We start from the raw sequence: 18,220 nt of genomic DNA on the forward strand, positions 1-18,220 counted from the left end.
GAAGGGGGTGTAAGAAAATGGGTGTACCGAAAAGGAAACTTGCAAAGCATCGGGGAAGACAACGCCGGGCTATGAACATGAAGTTGGAAGCCCCCAGCCTGGTAGCTTGTCCGCAGTGCCATGCCTTGATCCAACCGCACCATCTGTGCCCCGAGTGTGGTTATTACAAAAACCGCGAAGTCGTTGCGGCTGCCAATAAGTAATGATAAATACAAGCCCTTTCTCAGTTGACGAGAAAGGGTTTTTACTTTTTTTGGAAAATTCATTTAAAATGGTTTGCATTACAAGGAAATTCCGGGTATAATTAGTACCAGGTACTAATTATTGACGGTGGTAACAAAAATGGCTAGAGGTGGGAAAGCCAAAAATCTGAGACAAAGGGAGCTAATCAGGTACCTTGCCAATAACCCCCTGCTGAAAGATGAGGAACTGGCAGGTTTGTTTGGGGTTAGTATTCAGACCATTCGTTTGGACCGTTCTGAATTACAGATTCCTGAACTTCGGGAGCGTATGAAAACAGCCCTGCAGGCCCGCCATCCGGTGCGTTCCCTGGGCAGTGATGAACTGGTGGGGGAACTGCTGGATATTGAGGTGGGTCAATATGGTGTTTCTATGTTAAAGATAACTCCTGAAATGATCTTTCGCAAAAATTTAGTTGCCAGGGGCCACCACCTGTTTGCACAGGCTAATTCCCTGGCCGTGGCTGTTATTGATGCCGAAGTTGCTTTAACCGGTTCAGCAAGGGTGCTGTTTAAACTTCCCGTTAAAGCTGGTGATCTGGTGCTTGCCAGGGCGGAAATAAGCAGCCGGAAGGGTCATAAAACCATCGTTAAGGTGGTTTCCAGGGTGAAAGAAACCATTGTATTTGAAGGGATCTTCACGGTATTTGCCTTGCAAGAGGAGGAAAATCAATGACCAGAATTGCGTTAGATGCCATGGGGGGCGATTACGCGCCCATAGAGATTGTCCGTGGCGCTAGGGATGCTGCTCATGAATTAGGTGTTCAAATCATTTTGGTTGGTGACCGGGATAAAATACAAAGGGAATTGGACGGAGATGATGTCGGGGGACTGATATCCATTGTTCATGCTTCGGAAGTAGTGGGAATGGACGAACACCCGGTCAGCGCCATCCGCAAAAAGAAAGACTCTTCCATTGTTGTGGCCACTCAATTGGTCAAGGAAGGGGCTGCCGATGCGGTGGTTTCTGCGGGCAGCACCGGGGCTCAAATGGCTTCTTCTTTATTAATCCTGGGTCGCATTGCAGGTGTTGACCGTCCTGCCATCAGCACCCTGCTACCCACAGCCGGTGGCGTGGTGGCTCTTTTGGATGTGGGGGCCAATGTAGATTGCCGTCCCCAGCACCTAAAACAATTTGCAGTGATGGGTTCCCTGTACGCAGAAAAAATTTTGGGACTTCCCAATCCCAAAGTGGGACTGCTGAACATAGGCGCTGAGGAAACCAAGGGTAACGAACTTACCTTGGCGGCCTATAACCTGCTTAAGGAAACCAACATTAATTTTATCGGCAATATCGAAGGAAGGGATCTTTTTCTGGGCACCGGTGATGTGGTGGTTTGCGATGGTTTTGTGGGAAACGTCGTTTTAAAGTCTGCCGAAGGTTTGGCCATGTCCATTTTGGGGATGTTTCAGCAGGAATTGGGCAGACTGGAAGATATCCTTGGACGTGAAAGAATTATGCACATCATGGGCGGCTTTAAACGGCGCATGGATTACGCAGAGTATGGCGGGGCGCCGCTGCTGGGAGTAGACGGGGTCTCCGTGATCAGCCATGGCAGTTCACGGGCTAGGGCCATTAAAAATGCCGTCCGGGTGGCCAAGGAGACAGTTGAACAGGGGTTGGTTCAGGCCATTAAGGTGAGCCTGGAGAAAGAGATTGTTAAGGGGGGAGACTGGTAAATGCCCAACCACCTAATTCAGGCCGGCATCCTAGGTGTGGGGAGTTATGTGCCTGAACGAATACTCACTAATAAAGAGTTGGAACAAATGGTGGATACCAGCGATGAGTGGATCACAACGCGGACCGGTATCCGGGAGCGAAGAATTGCAGATCCGGCCGTATCCACCTCCGATCTGGCTGTCCGGGCCTCTCGTAAAGCGTTGGAACACGCCGGTGTAAAGCCCGAAGAACTGGATTTAATCATTCTTACCACTTGTTCCAAGGACATGCCACTTCCGGCCGGCGCCTGTCTGGTACAAACAGAGTTGGGGGCGCCCCAGGCAGGGGCCTTTGACTTGGAAGCAGGCTGCAGCGGTTTTGTTTATGGGCTCACCATCGCATCCCAGTTTATTGCCACCGGGGCCATGAAACGAATCCTGGTCATTGGTGCGGAGGTATTATCCAGAATTATCAACTGGCAAGACCGCAATACCTGCGTGTTGTTTGGGGACGGAGCCGGCGCTGTGGTTGTCGGCCCGGTGGCTCCCGGGGAAGGCATCCTGGCCAGTAAATTAAGCGCCGAGGGCGCCGGCTGGGAGCATCTGTATATCCCGGCCGGGGGCGCCAAAATGCCGGCCGACCCGGTAACCGTCGAGAAAAAACTTCATTATGTTCATATGAACGGGAAAGAAGTATTCCGTTATGCCACCAGGGTCATGGAGGAGGAGTCCATTCATTTAATTAAGGCGGCCAATCTCCGACTGGAGGATATTGACTTGCTGATACCCCACCAGGCCAATATTCGAATTATTGAACACGCCGCCAGGAAGCTGAAGTTACCCATGGAGAAAGTGGTGGTAAATTTAGACCGTTACGGCAACACTTCGTCGGCTTCCATTCCATTGGCCCTGGATGAGGCAGTAAAATCCGGACGTGTTAAAGCCGGAGACAACATCGTCATGGTGGCCTTCGGAGCGGGCCTCACTTCCGGCGGTATTGTTCTAAAGTGGAGTAAAGGGGAGGGGGAGAGTAATGAAACTTAGAACCAAGTTGTGCGATTTGCTGGAAATTGAATACCCAATTTTACAAGGCGGTATGGCCTGGGTTTCCACAGCTGAACTGGCTGCGGCGGTCTCCGAGGCCGGTGGTCTGGGTATTATCGGTTCGGGGCATGCTCCCACGGAATGGTTGGAGGAACAGATCAAAAAGGCCAAAGTCCTTACCAATAAACCCTTTGGGGTTAACGTCATGCTGATGTCCCCCTTTGTAGAACAAAACATGGAGTTGATTGTTCGTGAGAGAGTACCGGTGGTCACCACCGGCGCCGGCAACCCCGGAAAATTCATTCCCCGGCTGAAGGAAGTGGGTACCAAAGTCATTCCCGTCATCCCATCGGTGGCGCTGGCCCAACGGATGGCCAGGGCTGGGGTGGATGCGGTGATCGCCGAGGGTGGCGAGTCCGGCGGCCACATTGGCGAACTGCATACCATGCCCCTGGTACCCCAGGTGGTGGATGCGGTGGACATCCCCGTCATCGCTGCAGGCGGATTTTTTGACGGCAGGGGGCTGGTGGCAGCCCTAGCCCTAGGGGCCCAGGGTATCCAGATGGGAACCCGCTTCATGTGCGCCACAGAATGTACCATTCATGATAATGTGAAGCAGCTGCTGGTGAAGGCCAAAGACCGTGATACCGTGGTAACTGGCCGTACCACCGGGCATCCTGTGCGCATTATACGTAATAAGTTAGCCAAGCAATTTGAAGAAAAAGAACGCCAGGGGGCGCCGGTGGAGGAGTTGGAAAAATTGGGCGTCGGCCGCCTGCGTATGGCCATGGTGGAAGGCGACATTCAGGAAGGTTCCGTCATGGCCGGCCAGGTCTGCGGCATGATTAAAAGAGTTGAACCGGCAGCGGAGATCATTAAAGACATTGTAACCGGCGCTGAACAAGTCTTGAGCCGACTGAGCAAAGGGGAGTTTTAGGAATTGTTAAAGACTGCCTTTATTTTCCCCGGACAGGGTTCCCAGTATGTGGGAATGGGCCGGGAACTGTATAACAATTTTAAAGTTTGTCGTGAAACCCTGGAAGAAGCAGATGATACTTTGGGGTTTGGCTTGACCAAATTGTGTTTTGAGGGACCGGCGGAGGAATTAAACCGTACCGTCAATACCCAACCGGCCATCCTGGCTGTCAGTATGGCTGCCCTCAGAGTTTTGCAGCAGGAGTGCGGACTAAAGCCTCAGGCGGTGGCCGGGCACAGCCTGGGGGAATATGCTGCTCTGGTGGCTGCCGGTTCCCTCAGGTACTCGGACGCCATCAAGGTGGTTCGCCAAAGGGGTCAATTTATGCAGGAGGCTGCACCGGTGGGATTGGGCGGTATGGCAGCCATCCTGGGACTGGACCGGCAAAAGGTGATTGCCAGTTGCCGCGAGGCAGCCGCCTACGGGGTGGTGGAACCGGTGAATTTTAACTGTCCCGGCCAGGTGGTGATTGCCGGTCAATGGGAGCCGCTGCAAAAAGCCATGGAACTCTGCCGTCAGGCAGGGGCAAAAAGAGCCGTCGAACTGGCGGTCAGCGGCCCCTTCCACTCCAGCTTAATGCGCTCGGCCAGCGAAAGACTGGCAGAGGTCTTGGCACAGATTGAGGTCCAAGATCCGGACATCCCGGTGATAGCCAACATCAGCGCCGACTATGTCCGCAATGCTTCTGAAATAAGAGATTTACTGGCCAGGCAGGTGTGCGGGGCGGTGCTCTGGGAAGACAGCGTGCAAAGGATGGCTGAGGAGGGAATCAGTGCCATGATAGAATTAGGGCCGGGGAAGGTTTTATGCGGCCTGGTAAAAAAAATAAACAAGGAAATAAGGACAAACAACGTAGAAGATTTGGCAAGCCTGGAAAAAGTCCTTGCAGAGTTCAAGGAGGTTGGCTAAAATGTTTCTGAGCGGCAAAGTTGCCATTGTCACCGGCGCTTCCAGGGGAATCGGCAAAGCCATTGCTCTGGCCATGGCCGGGGCCCAGGCCGATATCGTTATTAACTATGCCGGCAGAGCCGATGCTGCGGAAGAAACGGCTGAGGCCGTCCGCAAGATTGGCCGCCGGGCGCTGGTTTATCAAGCCGATGTGTCCGATACCCGCCAGGTGCAACAGATGGTGGATACCGTCATTGCAGAATTCGGCAAAGTGGATATCCTGGTGAATAATGCCGGGATTACCCGGGACAATTTAATCCTGAGAATGAAAGAAGAAGATTGGGACACGGTCATGGCAGTAAACCTTAAGTCCGCCTTTAATACCATTAAAGCGGTGGCCCGTCCCATGGTGAAGGCCCGTTACGGGCGCATTATCAATGTTTCTTCCGTGGTGGGTCTCTATGGTAACCCGGGGCAGGCCAACTATGCCGCTGCCAAAGCCGGTCTCATTGGGCTTACCAAGTCCATGGCCAAGGAACTGGGCCCCAGAAATATTACAGTGAACGCAGTGGCGCCCGGTTTTATCATGACCGATATGACCGAACACCTGACCCCTGAGGCTAAGGAGAGACTGACTTCCTCCATTGCTCTAAATCGCCTGGGTACTCCGGAAGATGTTGCCGGCGTGGTAGCCTTCCTGGCCAGTGATTTTTGCAGCTATATCACCGGGCAGGTCATTGGTGTGGACGGTGGCATTGTAATGTAAAGGTTCGGGGTACAAAACTCTACCTCGAAATTAAATACTTTGTATGAATAGATTGATGAGATCCCGGAAGGGGGTGAACAACTTGGCAACCTTTGACAGGATTAAAGCAATTATTGTAGATCAACTGGGTGTTGATGAAGCAGATGTAACCATGGACGCTTCCTTTGTGGATGATCTGGGCGCTGATTCTCTTGATATTGTTGAGCTGGTCATGGCTTTGGAAGAAGAGTTCGGCCTGGAAATCCCCGATGAAGAGGCCGAAAAAATTCGCACCGTTGGCGATGCCGTTAATTTTATTCAGGACCGCCTGTAATAATGGTAAAAGTCCCGGCATTTATAATCCGGGACTTTTTTCAAATGTAAGGAGGAAATGACTTTGTCAAAACGGGTTGTTATAACCGGCATGGGGGTGATTTCTCCCGTTGGTACCGGGCTGGATAATTTCTGGAACGCCCTTACAGCGGGGGTTTCCGGAATTGCCAGAATAACCAGGTTCGACCCGTCCGAATACAGCACGCAAATTGCGGGTGAGGTTAAGGATTTTGATTATTCCAAGTATATAGATAAAAAAGAAGGCCGCCGCATGGATAAGTTTTCCCAGTATGCAGTGGTGGCAGCGGCCATGGCCATTGAGGATGCCGGCATGGACCTGCAGTCCCTTGATAAAGACCGTACCGGTGTCATTGTGGGGTCGGGGATCGGTGGCATGGAAACCTTTGAGGAACAGTGCCGCGTCCTAGTAAACCGTGGTCCCAGCCGTATCAGTCCCTTCTTAATTCCGATGATGATTGCCAACATGGCGGCCGGCCAGATCGCCATTAAATTTGGATTGCGGGGCCCCAACATTACGGCTATTACCGCCTGTGCTTCCAGCGGTAATGCCATTGGGGATGCTTTTAAATTAATCCAGCGGGGCGGTGCAGAAGTGGTGATCACCGGAGGCACCGAAGCCCCCATAACTCCTCTGTCAGTAGCCGGTTTTTGTGCTATGAAAGCCATGTCCACCAGAAATGAAGAACCGGTACGGGCCAGCAGGCCCTTTGATGCTGACCGGGATGGCTTTGTCATGGGGGAAGGCGCTGCCATGATGGTTCTGGAGACGCTGGAGCACGCCCAAAAACGGGGGGCCAACATTTATGCGGAAATTGTAGGGTATGGCAGTTCCTGCGATGCTTATCATATTACCGCTCCCGACCCGGAAGGTTCCGGGGCTGCCGCAGCTATGAAGATGGCTTTGGCTGACGGGGACTTAAAACCCGAGGATGTGCAGTACATTAACGCCCATGGTACCTCCACCCCGGTGGGAGATGTCGCCGAAGTAGTCGCCATCAAGAAAGTGTTTGGCGATCATGCCTACAAACTGACCGTCAGTTCAACCAAATCCATGACGGGGCATATGCTGGGGGCTGCCGGAGCGGTGGAAGGGATTGCCACTGTACTTGCCATTCGGGATGATCTTGTACCCCCTACCATCAATTTGGAAAACCCCGACCCGGCCTGTGATTTGGATTTTGTTCCCAATCAGGCACGTAAAATGACTGTGCATGTGGCCCTTTCCAATTCCTTCGGATTTGGCGGGCATAACGTTACACTGGCATTTAAAAAGTTCAGACCTTAGATCCGGGTGATGCAATTGTCTAAACTGGACGAGCAAACCGGTCGCCTAAAACAAAGACTTGGTTTTCAATGGCACAATCCATCCCTGCTGCTCCAGGCGCTGACACACAGTTCCTGTGTCCATGAAAGCAGGGGACATGGTTTATACCACAATCAAAGGCTGGAATTTCTGGGCGATGCGGTTTTAGAGTTAATCATCAGTGAAGAACTGTACCGAATGTTTCCGGACCGAACTGAGGGTGAACTGACCAAAATGCGGGCAGCTTCGGTTTGCGAGCCTTCCCTGGCCAAAGCAGCCCGGGAACTGGACCTGGGCCGTTGCCTGCGCATGGGGCGTGGTGAAGAACGCTCCGGCGGCAGGGAGCGGCCATCCATCCTGGCGGATGCCTTTGAGGCATTGTTAGGCGCCGTTTATTTGGACCAGGGTTTGGAAGTGGCCAGGAATTTTGTGTTAAGCTGTTTAAGACCCATCATTGAAGATGTTGTGGCAGGAAGGCTGGACAGGGATTATAAAACAGAACTGCAGGAAACGCTGCAACAGACTTCACCGGAACCCTTAATCTACAGGATTATGGATGAATCGGGGCCGGATCACGATAAAACCTTTACTGCCGGGGTCTTTTACCGGGGCCGGGTGATTGGCCGGGGCAGCGGTCATTCCAAGAAAGAAGCGGAACAGCAAGCAGCCAAGGATGCCTTTAAGAATTTGGATTGGCTGAAAACGCCCGGGCCCAAACCAACCGGAGCCACCCAATAAAGCTTGACAACAGGGGGCAGGAAGCTTTGTGTCTGAAAAGAATCGATATTCAGGGATTTAAGTCCTTTGGCGACCGTGTCAGGTTAGAGCTGCATCCTGGTTTATCCGTCATCGTGGGTCCCAATGGCAGCGGCAAAAGTAATATTTCAGATGCCATCAGCTGGTGTCTGGGAGAACAGCGGGCTTCCCATCTCAGGGGTTCTCGCATGGAAGATGTTATTTTTGCCGGCAGCGACAAGAGAAAACCTGTTAGTTTGGCGGAAGTAACCTTAACCCTGGACAACGGGGCCAAAAACTTCCCCCTGCCCTATGAAGAAGTCGCCATAACGAGACGTCTATACCGTTCCGGAGAAAGTGAATTTTTGATCAACAAGGTGCCCTGCAGGCTAAAGGATATCCAGGCCCTCTTTATGGATACCGGGTTAGGCCGCGGGGCCTACTCTCTTATAGGGCAAGGTAAGGTGGATGAAATTTTAAACAGCAGGCCGGAAGAAAGACGGTCTGTCATTGAAGAAGCGGCGGGTATCGTTAAATACCGCCACCGGAAAGAAGAGGCGCTGCGAAAACTATCTTCTGCTCAGCAGGATTTAAATAGAATTTCCGATATCATCAACGAACTGGCAGGACGCATCGAACCGCTGGCCCGGCAAGCCGACAAGGCCAGACAGTATAAAGAACTGAAAAATAAAGCCTGGCAATTGGAGTTGGCGTTGTTTAAGCGGGACTGGCAGGACCTGACTGCCAAAGCAAAGGAAATTTCCGAGCAGTTGCAACAGGTCAAAAGGGAGTTTCAGGACGAAAGACCGGTTATTGAAGAAAAATTGGAGCATGCCAGGAGAAGGCTCCTTACCATAGAAAAAAACATCGGCGAAGCCAGGGACCGATATTTTAAAATTATATCAAACATTGAAACAACGCAAAATAAATTGACCCTGGTTAACGAACAGATTTCCCACCACACGGCGGAGACGCAGAGGGTAGAAAATGACCTCCGGGAATCCCAAACAGCTTTGCAAAAACTTATTTCTGAATTAAGTGAGGAAAGGGAAAAACTGCTTAAATTAAAACAGGATGCAGCACAAAGGTTTTCCTCTGCCGGCGATAAGGCGCTGCAACAGCTTGAACAGGAAGTTCAGGAAAAACAGGCATTGCTGCAAAACCTGAACACCGATTTAATTGATCAACTGAACAGGGTGGCCCACCAGCGCAACATCCGGAACCAGGCGGCGGACCGCAAAGAGCAGTTAAACCAACGGTTAAATCACATGCGCAAGATGGCCGGAGAGGCTATGGAGAGGGAGAAAACCCTTGGTGTATCCATTGACGCTGCCAGGTACAGGTTGGAGGAAGCAGGCAGAAGAAAACAGGCGCTGTTATCAGAAACCCGGCAAACGGAAGAGGAACTGAAACAATTAAACCAGGAGTTGTCCCGCATCCAAGCAAAACTTTTGGCTGCTAAAGAAGAAATGGTAGCCAAACACTCCCGGTTAAAGGTACTGGAAGAGAACTTGAGTTCTCACAGTGGTTTCATGAAGCCGGTCAGAGAACTGCTAAAGGCTTCCAAGCACCGGCAGGAGGTGTTCTCAGGCATATGTGGGGCGGTGGCAGACTTGATCAAAGTCCCCAAAGGATTGGAAACTGCCATCGAAGCGGCACTGGGCGGCGCCCTGCAAAACCTGGTCACCGAAACCTCCTCCCAGGCCAAAGCGGCCATTGAGTATTTAAAGAAACATAACCTGGGCAGGGCCACTTTTCTTCCTTTGGATTCATTGCGGCCAACCCCGGCCGGCGAATGGGAGAAAAAATCCCTCGGGTTGCCGGGTGTTATCGGTCTGGCAGCCGGTCTGACCGAGACAGAGTCCAAGTACCGTCCGGTGGTGGAATTATTGTTGGGTCGCCTGGTGGTGGTGGATACCCTGGACAATGCCATCAAAGTGGCCAGGCAAATGCAGCAGAGAATCAGAATAGTCACTCTCACCGGCGAGTTGTTTCATCCCGGCGGATCGTTGTCCGGGGGTGGCCCTGTCCGCAATGCCGGTGGCATGCTGCACACCCGCAGGGAGCGGGACGAACTGGCCCGGTATGTGCAGGAATTGCATTTGCAAGTCCATGAACTGACCGGCAGGTTGACGGAGAAACAACTGAAACAGCGGGAACTGTCCGGCCGGCTGCAGTCCTGCCAGCAGGAACTGGTTGCCCTGGGATTGGAGCTGCAGGCGGCGGAAATGGACTTAACCAAGGCCAAAGAAGAGTTAACCAAGGCCCGTGAACGCAGCCAGGAGAGTCAATGGGAAATCGCCAAAACAGAGCAGGAAGTTAAACATTGGTCGGAAACCGAGACGGAGGCAGCGGAGAAACTGGCGGCCCTGGAACAGGAATTGGAACAATTACAAGATCAACTGGTGGTTACACAGGAAGAACTGGCAGCCGCCAGGGACCAAAAGGCCCAATTGGAAAGTGCAGTACACCGGGAAAAAATACGACAGGCGGAGCTGCGCCAGGAAATCTTAGGGTCGCAAAAAATTACGGACCGGCTGACGAAGGAAGTCGAGGAAAAAAGAATGTCGGTTACTGCCGCCGAGGCTTTGCTGGCGCACCTGCATAACAGGGCCCAAGAACTGGAAGAACAGAGGTCTTTATTAGCAACAGAATTACAAAAACTGGAACAGGAGCAAATATTGGCTGATGAAAACCTCAAGTCACAGCAAACAAAATATGAGGCTGAGGCAGCGGTCTTAAAGGAACTGGAGGACCAGTGGCAAAGACTTCAGGAGCAGTGGCACAGGACCCGGGAGCAGATTCATGCTTTGGAGCTGCAGCAGGCCCGGAACCAAACCGAACTGGAACTGTTAACCAACCGGCTGGCGGAATACGGCATTGACGACCCGGCCGGGATTAACGTGGAACCGGCGGCCAGCAAAAGGCAGGCCAGGGCCGATTTGCAGGAGATCAGGGGGCAAATGGCAGCGCTGGGACCGGTAAATGCCGGAGCTGAGGCGGAATATCAGGAAGTGATGGAAAGGTATCATTTTCTTTTAGGCCAAAAACAAGACCTGGAGGAAAGCAGAAGGTCGCTGGAACAGCTGGTAGAGGAATTAAACCGTTTAATGTCCAGTCAATTTGAACATGCCTTTACCGTTATTAACCAAAACTTCAACAGGGTGTTTCAACAGTTGTTTGGCGGCGGGGGCGCCTCCATGTCCCTCACCGGCGGGGATGCCCTCACCTGTGGCATTGAAATCACCGCCCGACCTCCGGGTAAGAAGAATCAAAGTCTGTCTCTTCTCTCCGGGGGAGAAAGGGCATTAACGGCCATCGCCCTGTTATTTGCCATCTTACAATACAAGCCCAGCCCCTTTTGCGTGTTGGATGAAATAGAAGCATCCCTGGATGAAGCCAATGTAAAACGGTTTGCTGATTATTTGTCCCGCACATCCCAGGAAGTGCAGTTTATTGTCATCAGTCACCGTAAAGGCACCATGGAACGGGCCGATGCCCTTTACGGCGTCACCATGGACGAAGCGGGGGTCACCCGGCTGCTTTCCATGTCCCTGGAAGAAATAAAGGGAAATAAACGGTTGGCATAACATAAACCCTGGCTTCCATGATTGACAGGGCCTTTTATTTGGCATTATAGTATGGACAGGCTCTGCCAAATACGAGTATTGTACTGGAGGTATTGTGAAGTGGGCTTTTTCAGCCGTTTGAAAGAGAGCTTAACCAAGACCCGCCAAACCTTTATCGAAAAAATTGACCAGGTGGTTACCGGGCGGAAGGGTATTGATGAAGAATTATACGAGGAACTGGAAGAAGTATTAATCCAGGCAGATGTGGGTGTAAACACCGCCATGAAGCTGGTGGAGCGGGTGCGCAAGGGTGTTAAGGCCAGAAATGTACAGGAGGCTTCACGGCTGAAGGATATTTTCCAGGAAGAGTTGGCATACCTGATGGGTGAGAAGGTTACACCCATTCATGAGAACCCCGACGGACCTACGGTGATTATGGTGGTAGGCGTCAACGGGGTAGGAAAGACCACCACCATCGGTAAAATGGCCCATCAATACAAGGAACAGGGCAAAAAGGTCCTGCTGGCAGCCGGGGATACCTTCCGGGCCGCAGCTATCGACCAGTTGGAAATTTGGGCGCAACGGGTGGGTGTGGATATCATCAAACACCAGGAAGGCTCCGATCCGGGCGCCGTGGCTTATGATGCCGTTCATGCGGCGCGCTCCCGTAAGGTCGATGTCCTGCTGATTGATACCGCTGGACGGCTGCACAACAAAAGCAATTTAATGGACGAATTAAGGAAGGTGCACAAAATTATCGCCCGTGAGATGCCCGGCGCTCCCCACGAGGTGCTGCTGGTCCTGGATGCCACCACCGGTCAAAATGCCCTCAGCCAGGCGAAGATCTTCAGTGAGGCTGTCCATGTTACCGGTATCGCTTTAACCAAACTGGACGGTACCGCCAAGGGCGGCGTAGTTACCGCCATTGTTACTGAAATGGCCATTCCGGTGAAGCTGATCGGCATCGGGGAAAGAATGGATGACTTAAGACAATTCAACCCCAGGGACTTTATCGATGCGCTGTATGATAAAAGAAAAGACGATGAGTAGATAAAATCAGGATACAAGAAGAACTCTCCGGAAAGTCTTGAGTTCTTCTTTTTTATTTGTTTTTGTGAATAAATCTGCAGGAAAAATCAAAAGATATTCCTGACAAATCATTAGGAGGTATAAAAATGCCCGAAGTAGCATGCACCGTAAACAACTGCAAGTACTGGACCCAAAATAACCTTTGCACCGCTAAACAAATCATCGTCCAAAACGATTCTCAGGGTGGCGGTATCAGCCCCAATGCCAGCTTGCAAAACCTGACGGCAACTCCTGCCAACAGTATTGATGACACCTGCTGCCAAACCTTTAAACCTGTTAACGGATAACAGCAAACACCCCTGACGGGGTGTTTTTTTATGATATGAGAAAATCAAACTAAAAATTATTGGTTTTGGAGGAAATCAAACCTGGCAAGGAGAATATTTCAAGTTTGTATAACCCAAGCTATGTTTAGAAATTTGTGGGAAAAGGAGAATCGTTATGACGGTACGCATCGCCATTATTGGGGGGACCGGTGTCTATGACCCCAATATATTGACCAATATTCGGGACGAAAAAGTGAGTACCCCTTACGGTGAAGTCAGTTTAAAAATCGGTGACTATCAGGGGAAATCCGTGGCCTTTTTAAACCGCCACGGCGCCGGGCACTCGGTACCGCCTCACCTGGTGAATTACCGGGCCAATATTGCTGCCCTGAAGGAACTGGGGGTTAAAAGCATCTTTGCCACAGCCGCCGTGGGCTCGCTGAATATGAACATGGCGCCGGGACATTTTGTCTTTGCTGATCAATTTTTAGATTTTACCAAGGTCCGCCAGCATACTTTCTTTGAGGGCGGGGAACAGGGTGTTGTTCATATCGACATGACCGACCCCTACTGCCCGGAGTTGCGCCAGGTTTTAGCCGACGCTGCGGAAGAACTGGGTTTAACCTATCACAAGTACGGCACCTATGTAACCACCGAAGGACCTCGTTTTGAAACGCCGGCCGAAATTAAAATGTATAAACTGCTGGGGGGTGACCTGGTGGGCATGACCAGTGTACCGGAGGTTGTGCTGGCCCGGGAGAAAGAAATGTGCTATGCCAATATTTCCATGGTGACCAACTATGCAGCCGGCATTTCACCGACCAAACTGACCCACCAGGAAGTGTTGGATGTAATGGCTGCCAATGCAGAGAATCTGAGAAAATTGGCTATGAAAGCCATCAGCCTGATTGACCCGGAAAGGGGCTGCCTGTGCCAGGACGCACTGGAGAAGCTGAACAAGGAGTGAACCTCTAATGGATGCAATCATCTGGGAAAATGACAGTCTCCGCCTGCTGGATCAAACCAAGCTGCCCCGTAGCATCGAATATATCGAATGCAACGACTATCGGACGGTGGCGGAAGCCATCAAAAGACTTGCCGTCCGTGGCGCGCCGGCCATTGGCGCCGCCGCTGCCTACGGTTTGGTGGTAGGAGCCAGGCAAATCGAAGCTGCCGACCGCAAAACCTTTTTAGAGAAACTGGAGGCCATCGCCGGTGAATTGGGGGCCACCCGCCCCACCGCAGTCAACCTGCGCTGGGCCCTGGACCGTATGATGATGCGGCTTACCACCGCGCCGGAACAGGATGTTCAGGAACTGCGCAGGATCATGCTGGATGAAGCTCACGCCATCTATAACGAAGACGTCCAGAGCAATCGTAAAATGGGGGAATTTGGCCAGGAACTGCTGCCTGACGGGGCCAGGGTGTTAACCCACTGCAATGCCGGGGCCCTAGCCACCGCCGGTTACGGAACTGCCCTTGGCGTCATTCGGGCAGCCCATGAAAAGGGCAAGCAGATTAGTGTTTATGCCGATGAGACCAGGCCTCTGCTGCAGGGCGCCAGGCTGACCGCCTGGGAAATGGTGCAGGAGGGAATTCCTGTTACCTTAATCACCGACAACATGGCGGGTTATCTAATGGCCAAGAAAATGGTTGACTGCGTCATTGTAGGGGCCGACAGGATCACTGCCAACGGGGATGTGGCCAACAAAATCGGTACCTACGGAGTGGCGGTGCTGGCCAAGTACCACAACATTCCTTTTTACGTGGCAGCTCCCCTGTCCACCATTGACATGGGCCTTTCCTCCGGCGAAGAAATCCCCATCGAAGAAAGGGACCCCCGGGAAGTGACCCACCATGCCGGGCAGGCCATGGCGCCGGACGGTGTGCAGGTATGGAATCCGGCCTTTGATGTCACCCCCAATCATTTGGTGACGGCCATTATCACCGAAATGGGCATCGTTTACCCACCCTATATTGAAAATTTGGCAAAAATCTGCGGTTATAAAAAATAAGGAGGACAAAGATGCCGGATTATATTGTAAGGGACATTAACCTGGCTCCCTCCGGCCGTTTAAAAATCGACTGGGTACGCCAGCACATGCCGGTTTTAAACGTAATTCGGGAGCAGTTTGAAAAGGAACAGCCCTTTAAGGGATACCGGGTGGCGGTATGCATTCACCTGGAGGCAAAAACAGCTTATTTGGCTGAGGTGCTAAAGGCCGGCGGCGCGGATGTCTCCATCGCCGGTTCCAACCCGTTGTCCACCCAGGACGATGTGGCTGCCGCCCTGGCCGCCGCAGGCATCAATGTTTACTCCTGGTACAATGCCACCGATGAAGAATACAAGGCCCATCTTTTACATTTAATTGATGATCAACCGGACATCGTCATTGATGACGGCGGCGACGTGGTACAACTGCTGCACACCGAAAGAACTGATATGGCCGCTAGGGTCCTGGGTGGCTGCGAGGAGACCACCACCGGGGTTTTGCGCCTGCGTTCCCTGGAAAAACAGGGAGCCCTCAAGTTCCCCATGATTGCCGTCAACGATGCCTATTGCAAGTTCCTGTTTGACAACCGCTATGGCACCGGGGAGTCCGTGTGGTCCGGTATTATGCGCACCACCAACTTAATAACCGCCGGGAAGACGGTGGTGGTGGCCGGTTACGGCTGGTGCGGCAAAGGAATTGCCATGCGGGCCAGGGGACTGGGGGCCAGGGTCATTGTCACCGAGGTGGATCCTGTGAAGGCCATCGAAGCCTATATGGACGGCTTCCATCCCATGCACAGCCTGGAGGCTGCCAAACTGGGAGATGTTTTTATCACCGCCACCGGCTGTAAAGATGTCTTTACCGCCCAGCACTACCAGGTCATGAAAGACGGGGCCATTCTCTGCAACGCCGGTCATTTTGATGTGGAAGTCAATAAACCTGATTTGGCGGCCATGGCCACCGCCCGGCGAATTGTTCGCAAGGACATCGAAGAATTTACCCTCAAAGACGGCCGTAAACTCTATTTACTGGCAGAAGGGCGTCTGGTGAACCTGGCAGCGGGGGACGGCCATCCGGCGGAAATCATGGATATGTCCTTTGCCCTGCAGGCCTTAAGTGCCCGTTACGTGCTGGAAAACGCAAAAAGTTTGCAAAACAAGGTTTATGTAGTTCCCAAGGAAATTGATGACCGTGTGGCCAACCTGAAGCTTCAGTCGCTGGGAATCCGCATCGACCGGCTGACTCCCGAGCAGGAAGCTTATATCAATGAATGGAACCACGCCACCTAGGTGGGAGACCAAAGATGAATGCAGCCATTGAAACAGCGAAGGAAAAGGTAACGGAACTGGGAAAAAAGATGCTGACTGCCGGACTGGTGGCAGGCACCTGGGGCAATATCTCTGCCCTGGTCCGGGAGGCAGGGGTGGTGGTGATTACCCCCAGCGGTATGGACTACACCCGTCTCCAGGCAGCGGATATGGTGGTGCTGGACCTGAACGGTCGGGTCATAGACGGACATCGCAGACCCTCCAGCGAGGCGCCTTTGCACCTGGCCATTTATCGTGCCAGGGAGGACGTAGCGGGGATTGTTCACACCCATAGTGAAGTGGCATCGGCCTTTGCGGTGGTTCGGCAACCCATCCAACCGGTGGTGGAAGATGCAGCCATGCTGGTTGGGGGGGCGGTGGAAGTGGCTCTGTATGCCCTGCCAGGCACCGATGAATTGGCACAGAACGTGGTGGCCGCTCTGGGACAGCGATATGCCGTGTTGATGGCCAACCACGGGCTGGTGGGTGTGGGCCGCAGCGTCGAGGAGGCCTTTACGGTTTGCCAGGTGGTTGAGAAATGTGCCAGAATTTATGCCTGGTCCAAAACAATCGGGCAGCCGGTGGTAATACCGGAACAGGATGTGTTATTGCTGGGCAGGGCATACCGTAACGCCTACGGGCAGCCCTCAGAACAGAGAGTACCCTTTCGGGGGAGTGTAGGAGAGATGAATTTTGAATAAGCTACTGATCCGCGGGGCGACAATTCTAACCATGGAAGGTCCGGATGCCATTATCGACACAGGCGAAATCCTGATTGAAGACGGGTGGATTACCCATGTGGGGCTTCCAGGTTCGGCATCCGGCTCCTTTGATATGGACGAGGTCATTGAGGCTGACGGACAGGTAGCCATGCCAGGCTTTATCAACTGTCATACCCATGCGGCCATGACCTTGCTCCGAGGCTATGCAGACGACCTGCCGTTAATGAAATGGCTATCGGAAAAAATTTGGCCCTTTGAGGGAAGAATGACCGGTGAGGACATTTACTGGGGCACCATGCTGGCCTGTCTGGAAATGATCAAATCCGGCACCACCTGTTTTGGGGATATGTATGACCACATGCATGATGTGGCCCGGGCAGTGGAAAATACGGGGATGCGGGCGATGTTGTCCCGGGGCATGATCGGCGTGCTTCCCACCGGCGAGAAGGCCTTGGCTGACGCTGAGGAACTGGCAAAGAACTGGAACGGTAAAGCAGACGGGCGCATCACCGTGATGCTGGGGCCCCATGCCCCCTATACCTGCCCGCCGGAGTACCTGGACAAAGTCATGAATTTGGCCGCCAAGTTTAAGCTGGGTATTAACATCCATGTGGCGGAAACCCTGGCAGAAGTAGAGGAAATCAAAAAGCAGTACGGCAAAACGCCGGTGCAGCACCTGGACAGTTTAGGGTTATTTAAATTCCCCGTTTTAGCCGCCCATTGTGTGCATTTGGACGAGCAAGATATGGAAATCCTTGCCCAAAAGGCCATGGGCATTGCCTACAACCCCCAGAGCAATATGAAGCTGGCCAGCGGGATTGCGCCGGTGGCCAGGTTGTTGGAACTGGGTGCCACCGTGGGAATCGGAACGGACGGCACAGCCAGCAACAACAACCTGGACATGTTGGAAGAACTGAGAACCGGTTCCTACCTGCAAAAGGTCAGCACCATGAATCCGGAAGTCATTCCGGCCTACCGCGCCCTGCAGATGGCTACCATTGACGGCGCCCTGTGCATGGGCCTGGGTGACCGGGTCGGTTTGATTAAAGAAGGCATGCGGGCGGACATTATTTTAATTGATACCACCGAGCCCCACATGTGCCCCCGGCACAACCTGGTGGCCAACATTGCCTACGCAGCCAATGCTTCGGATGTCCGCACCGTCATCATTGACGGCAAAGTGGTGATGCTGGACCGTGTGGTCTTGACCATTGACGAAGAAAGGGTCATGTACGAAGTCCGGGAACGGGCTGAACGGTTGGCCGGCAAGTGAGCTGTGTAATGCGGAACGACGTAAGTGAGAAGCGGGTACTCTCGCTTCTTGTTTTTT

Annotated in this window: 18 protein-coding genes; all 18 read left to right on the forward strand. The window is 52.6% G+C overall.

Going from position 1 to position 18,220, the window contains the following annotated elements:
• Positions 1-17 precede the first annotated feature (17 nt).
• Positions 18-203 carry a 50S ribosomal protein L32 gene (gene rpmF / locus BUB67_RS11370; protein WP_073239549.1) on the forward strand — a complete coding sequence of 62 codons (186 nt, stop codon included), beginning with the start codon at positions 18-20 and terminating at the stop codon, positions 201-203.
• Between the two features lie 139 nt (positions 204-342).
• The gene (gene fapR / locus BUB67_RS11375; RefSeq protein WP_073239550.1) at positions 343-915 is read left to right on the forward strand and encodes a transcription factor FapR; all 573 of its coding nucleotides are present in this window, start codon (positions 343-345) and stop codon (positions 913-915) included.
• The gene (gene plsX, locus BUB67_RS11380) at positions 912-1,919 is read left to right on the forward strand and encodes a phosphate acyltransferase PlsX (protein WP_073239551.1); all 1,008 of its coding nucleotides are present in this window, start codon (positions 912-914) and stop codon (positions 1,917-1,919) included. Before fapR ends, plsX begins: the two co-directional genes overlap by 4 nt.
• Positions 1,920-2,942, forward strand: a complete 1,023-nt coding sequence (locus BUB67_RS11385) for a beta-ketoacyl-ACP synthase III (protein ID WP_073239552.1) — start codon at positions 1,920-1,922, stop codon at positions 2,940-2,942.
• The gene (fabK, locus tag BUB67_RS11390; RefSeq protein WP_073239553.1) at positions 2,932-3,879 is read left to right on the forward strand and encodes an enoyl-[acyl-carrier-protein] reductase FabK; all 948 of its coding nucleotides are present in this window, start codon (positions 2,932-2,934) and stop codon (positions 3,877-3,879) included. The genes BUB67_RS11385 and fabK overlap by 11 nt, the downstream gene beginning before the upstream one ends.
• A gap of 3 nt (positions 3,880-3,882) precedes the next feature.
• A complete protein-coding gene (gene fabD / locus BUB67_RS11395; RefSeq protein ID WP_073239554.1) occupies positions 3,883-4,827 on the forward strand; it encodes an ACP S-malonyltransferase in 945 nt (314 codons plus the stop codon).
• 1 nt (position 4,828) lies between these two features.
• Positions 4,829-5,572 (forward strand): 3-oxoacyl-[acyl-carrier-protein] reductase, encoded by a 744-nt coding sequence (gene fabG, locus BUB67_RS11400; RefSeq protein ID WP_073239555.1) that lies wholly within the window; start codon positions 4,829-4,831, stop codon positions 5,570-5,572.
• Positions 5,573-5,627: 55 nt separating this feature from the next.
• Positions 5,628-5,885, forward strand: a complete 258-nt coding sequence (gene acpP / locus BUB67_RS11405) for an acyl carrier protein (protein ID WP_200798165.1) — start codon at positions 5,628-5,630, stop codon at positions 5,883-5,885.
• 63 nt (positions 5,886-5,948) lie between these two features.
• Entirely contained in the window at positions 5,949-7,190 is a 1,242-nt protein-coding gene (fabF, locus tag BUB67_RS11410) for a beta-ketoacyl-ACP synthase II (protein ID WP_073239557.1), read from the forward strand.
• Positions 7,191-7,205: 15 nt separating this feature from the next.
• Entirely contained in the window at positions 7,206-7,946 is a 741-nt protein-coding gene (gene rnc / locus BUB67_RS11415) for a ribonuclease III (RefSeq protein WP_084127720.1), read from the forward strand.
• A 26-nt stretch (positions 7,947-7,972) separates the two neighbouring features.
• A complete protein-coding gene (gene smc, locus BUB67_RS11420) occupies positions 7,973-11,533 on the forward strand; it encodes a chromosome segregation protein SMC (RefSeq protein WP_073239559.1) in 3,561 nt (1,186 codons plus the stop codon).
• 99 nt (positions 11,534-11,632) lie between these two features.
• Positions 11,633-12,562 (forward strand): signal recognition particle-docking protein FtsY, encoded by a 930-nt coding sequence (gene ftsY, locus BUB67_RS11425; RefSeq protein WP_073239560.1) that lies wholly within the window; start codon positions 11,633-11,635, stop codon positions 12,560-12,562.
• Between the two features lie 125 nt (positions 12,563-12,687).
• Complete coding sequence (locus BUB67_RS11430) at positions 12,688-12,888, forward strand: DUF1540 domain-containing protein (protein ID WP_073239561.1); 201 nt, start codon at positions 12,688-12,690, stop codon at positions 12,886-12,888.
• A gap of 154 nt (positions 12,889-13,042) precedes the next feature.
• Entirely contained in the window at positions 13,043-13,834 is a 792-nt protein-coding gene (mtnP, locus tag BUB67_RS11435; protein ID WP_073239562.1) for an S-methyl-5'-thioadenosine phosphorylase, read from the forward strand.
• A gap of 7 nt (positions 13,835-13,841) precedes the next feature.
• On the forward strand, positions 13,842-14,882 hold the full coding sequence (gene mtnA / locus BUB67_RS11440; RefSeq protein ID WP_073239563.1) for an S-methyl-5-thioribose-1-phosphate isomerase: 1,041 nt from the start codon (positions 13,842-13,844) through the stop codon (positions 14,880-14,882).
• Positions 14,883-14,893: 11 nt separating this feature from the next.
• Positions 14,894-16,150 carry an adenosylhomocysteinase gene (locus BUB67_RS11445; protein WP_073239564.1) on the forward strand — a complete coding sequence of 419 codons (1,257 nt, stop codon included), beginning with the start codon at positions 14,894-14,896 and terminating at the stop codon, positions 16,148-16,150.
• Positions 16,151-16,164: 14 nt separating this feature from the next.
• Positions 16,165-16,869 carry a class II aldolase/adducin family protein gene (locus BUB67_RS11450; RefSeq protein ID WP_073239565.1) on the forward strand — a complete coding sequence of 235 codons (705 nt, stop codon included), beginning with the start codon at positions 16,165-16,167 and terminating at the stop codon, positions 16,867-16,869.
• Positions 16,862-18,163, forward strand: coding sequence for an amidohydrolase (locus BUB67_RS11455; protein WP_073239566.1), 1,302 nt, complete (start codon positions 16,862-16,864; stop codon positions 18,161-18,163). The genes BUB67_RS11450 and BUB67_RS11455 overlap by 8 nt, the downstream gene beginning before the upstream one ends.
• Positions 18,164-18,220: the final 57 nt, after the last annotated feature.

Source organism: Desulforamulus putei DSM 12395 (assembly GCF_900129195.1).
Classification (GTDB): Bacteria; Bacillota; Desulfotomaculia; order Desulfotomaculales; family Desulfotomaculaceae; genus Desulfotomaculum; species Desulfotomaculum putei.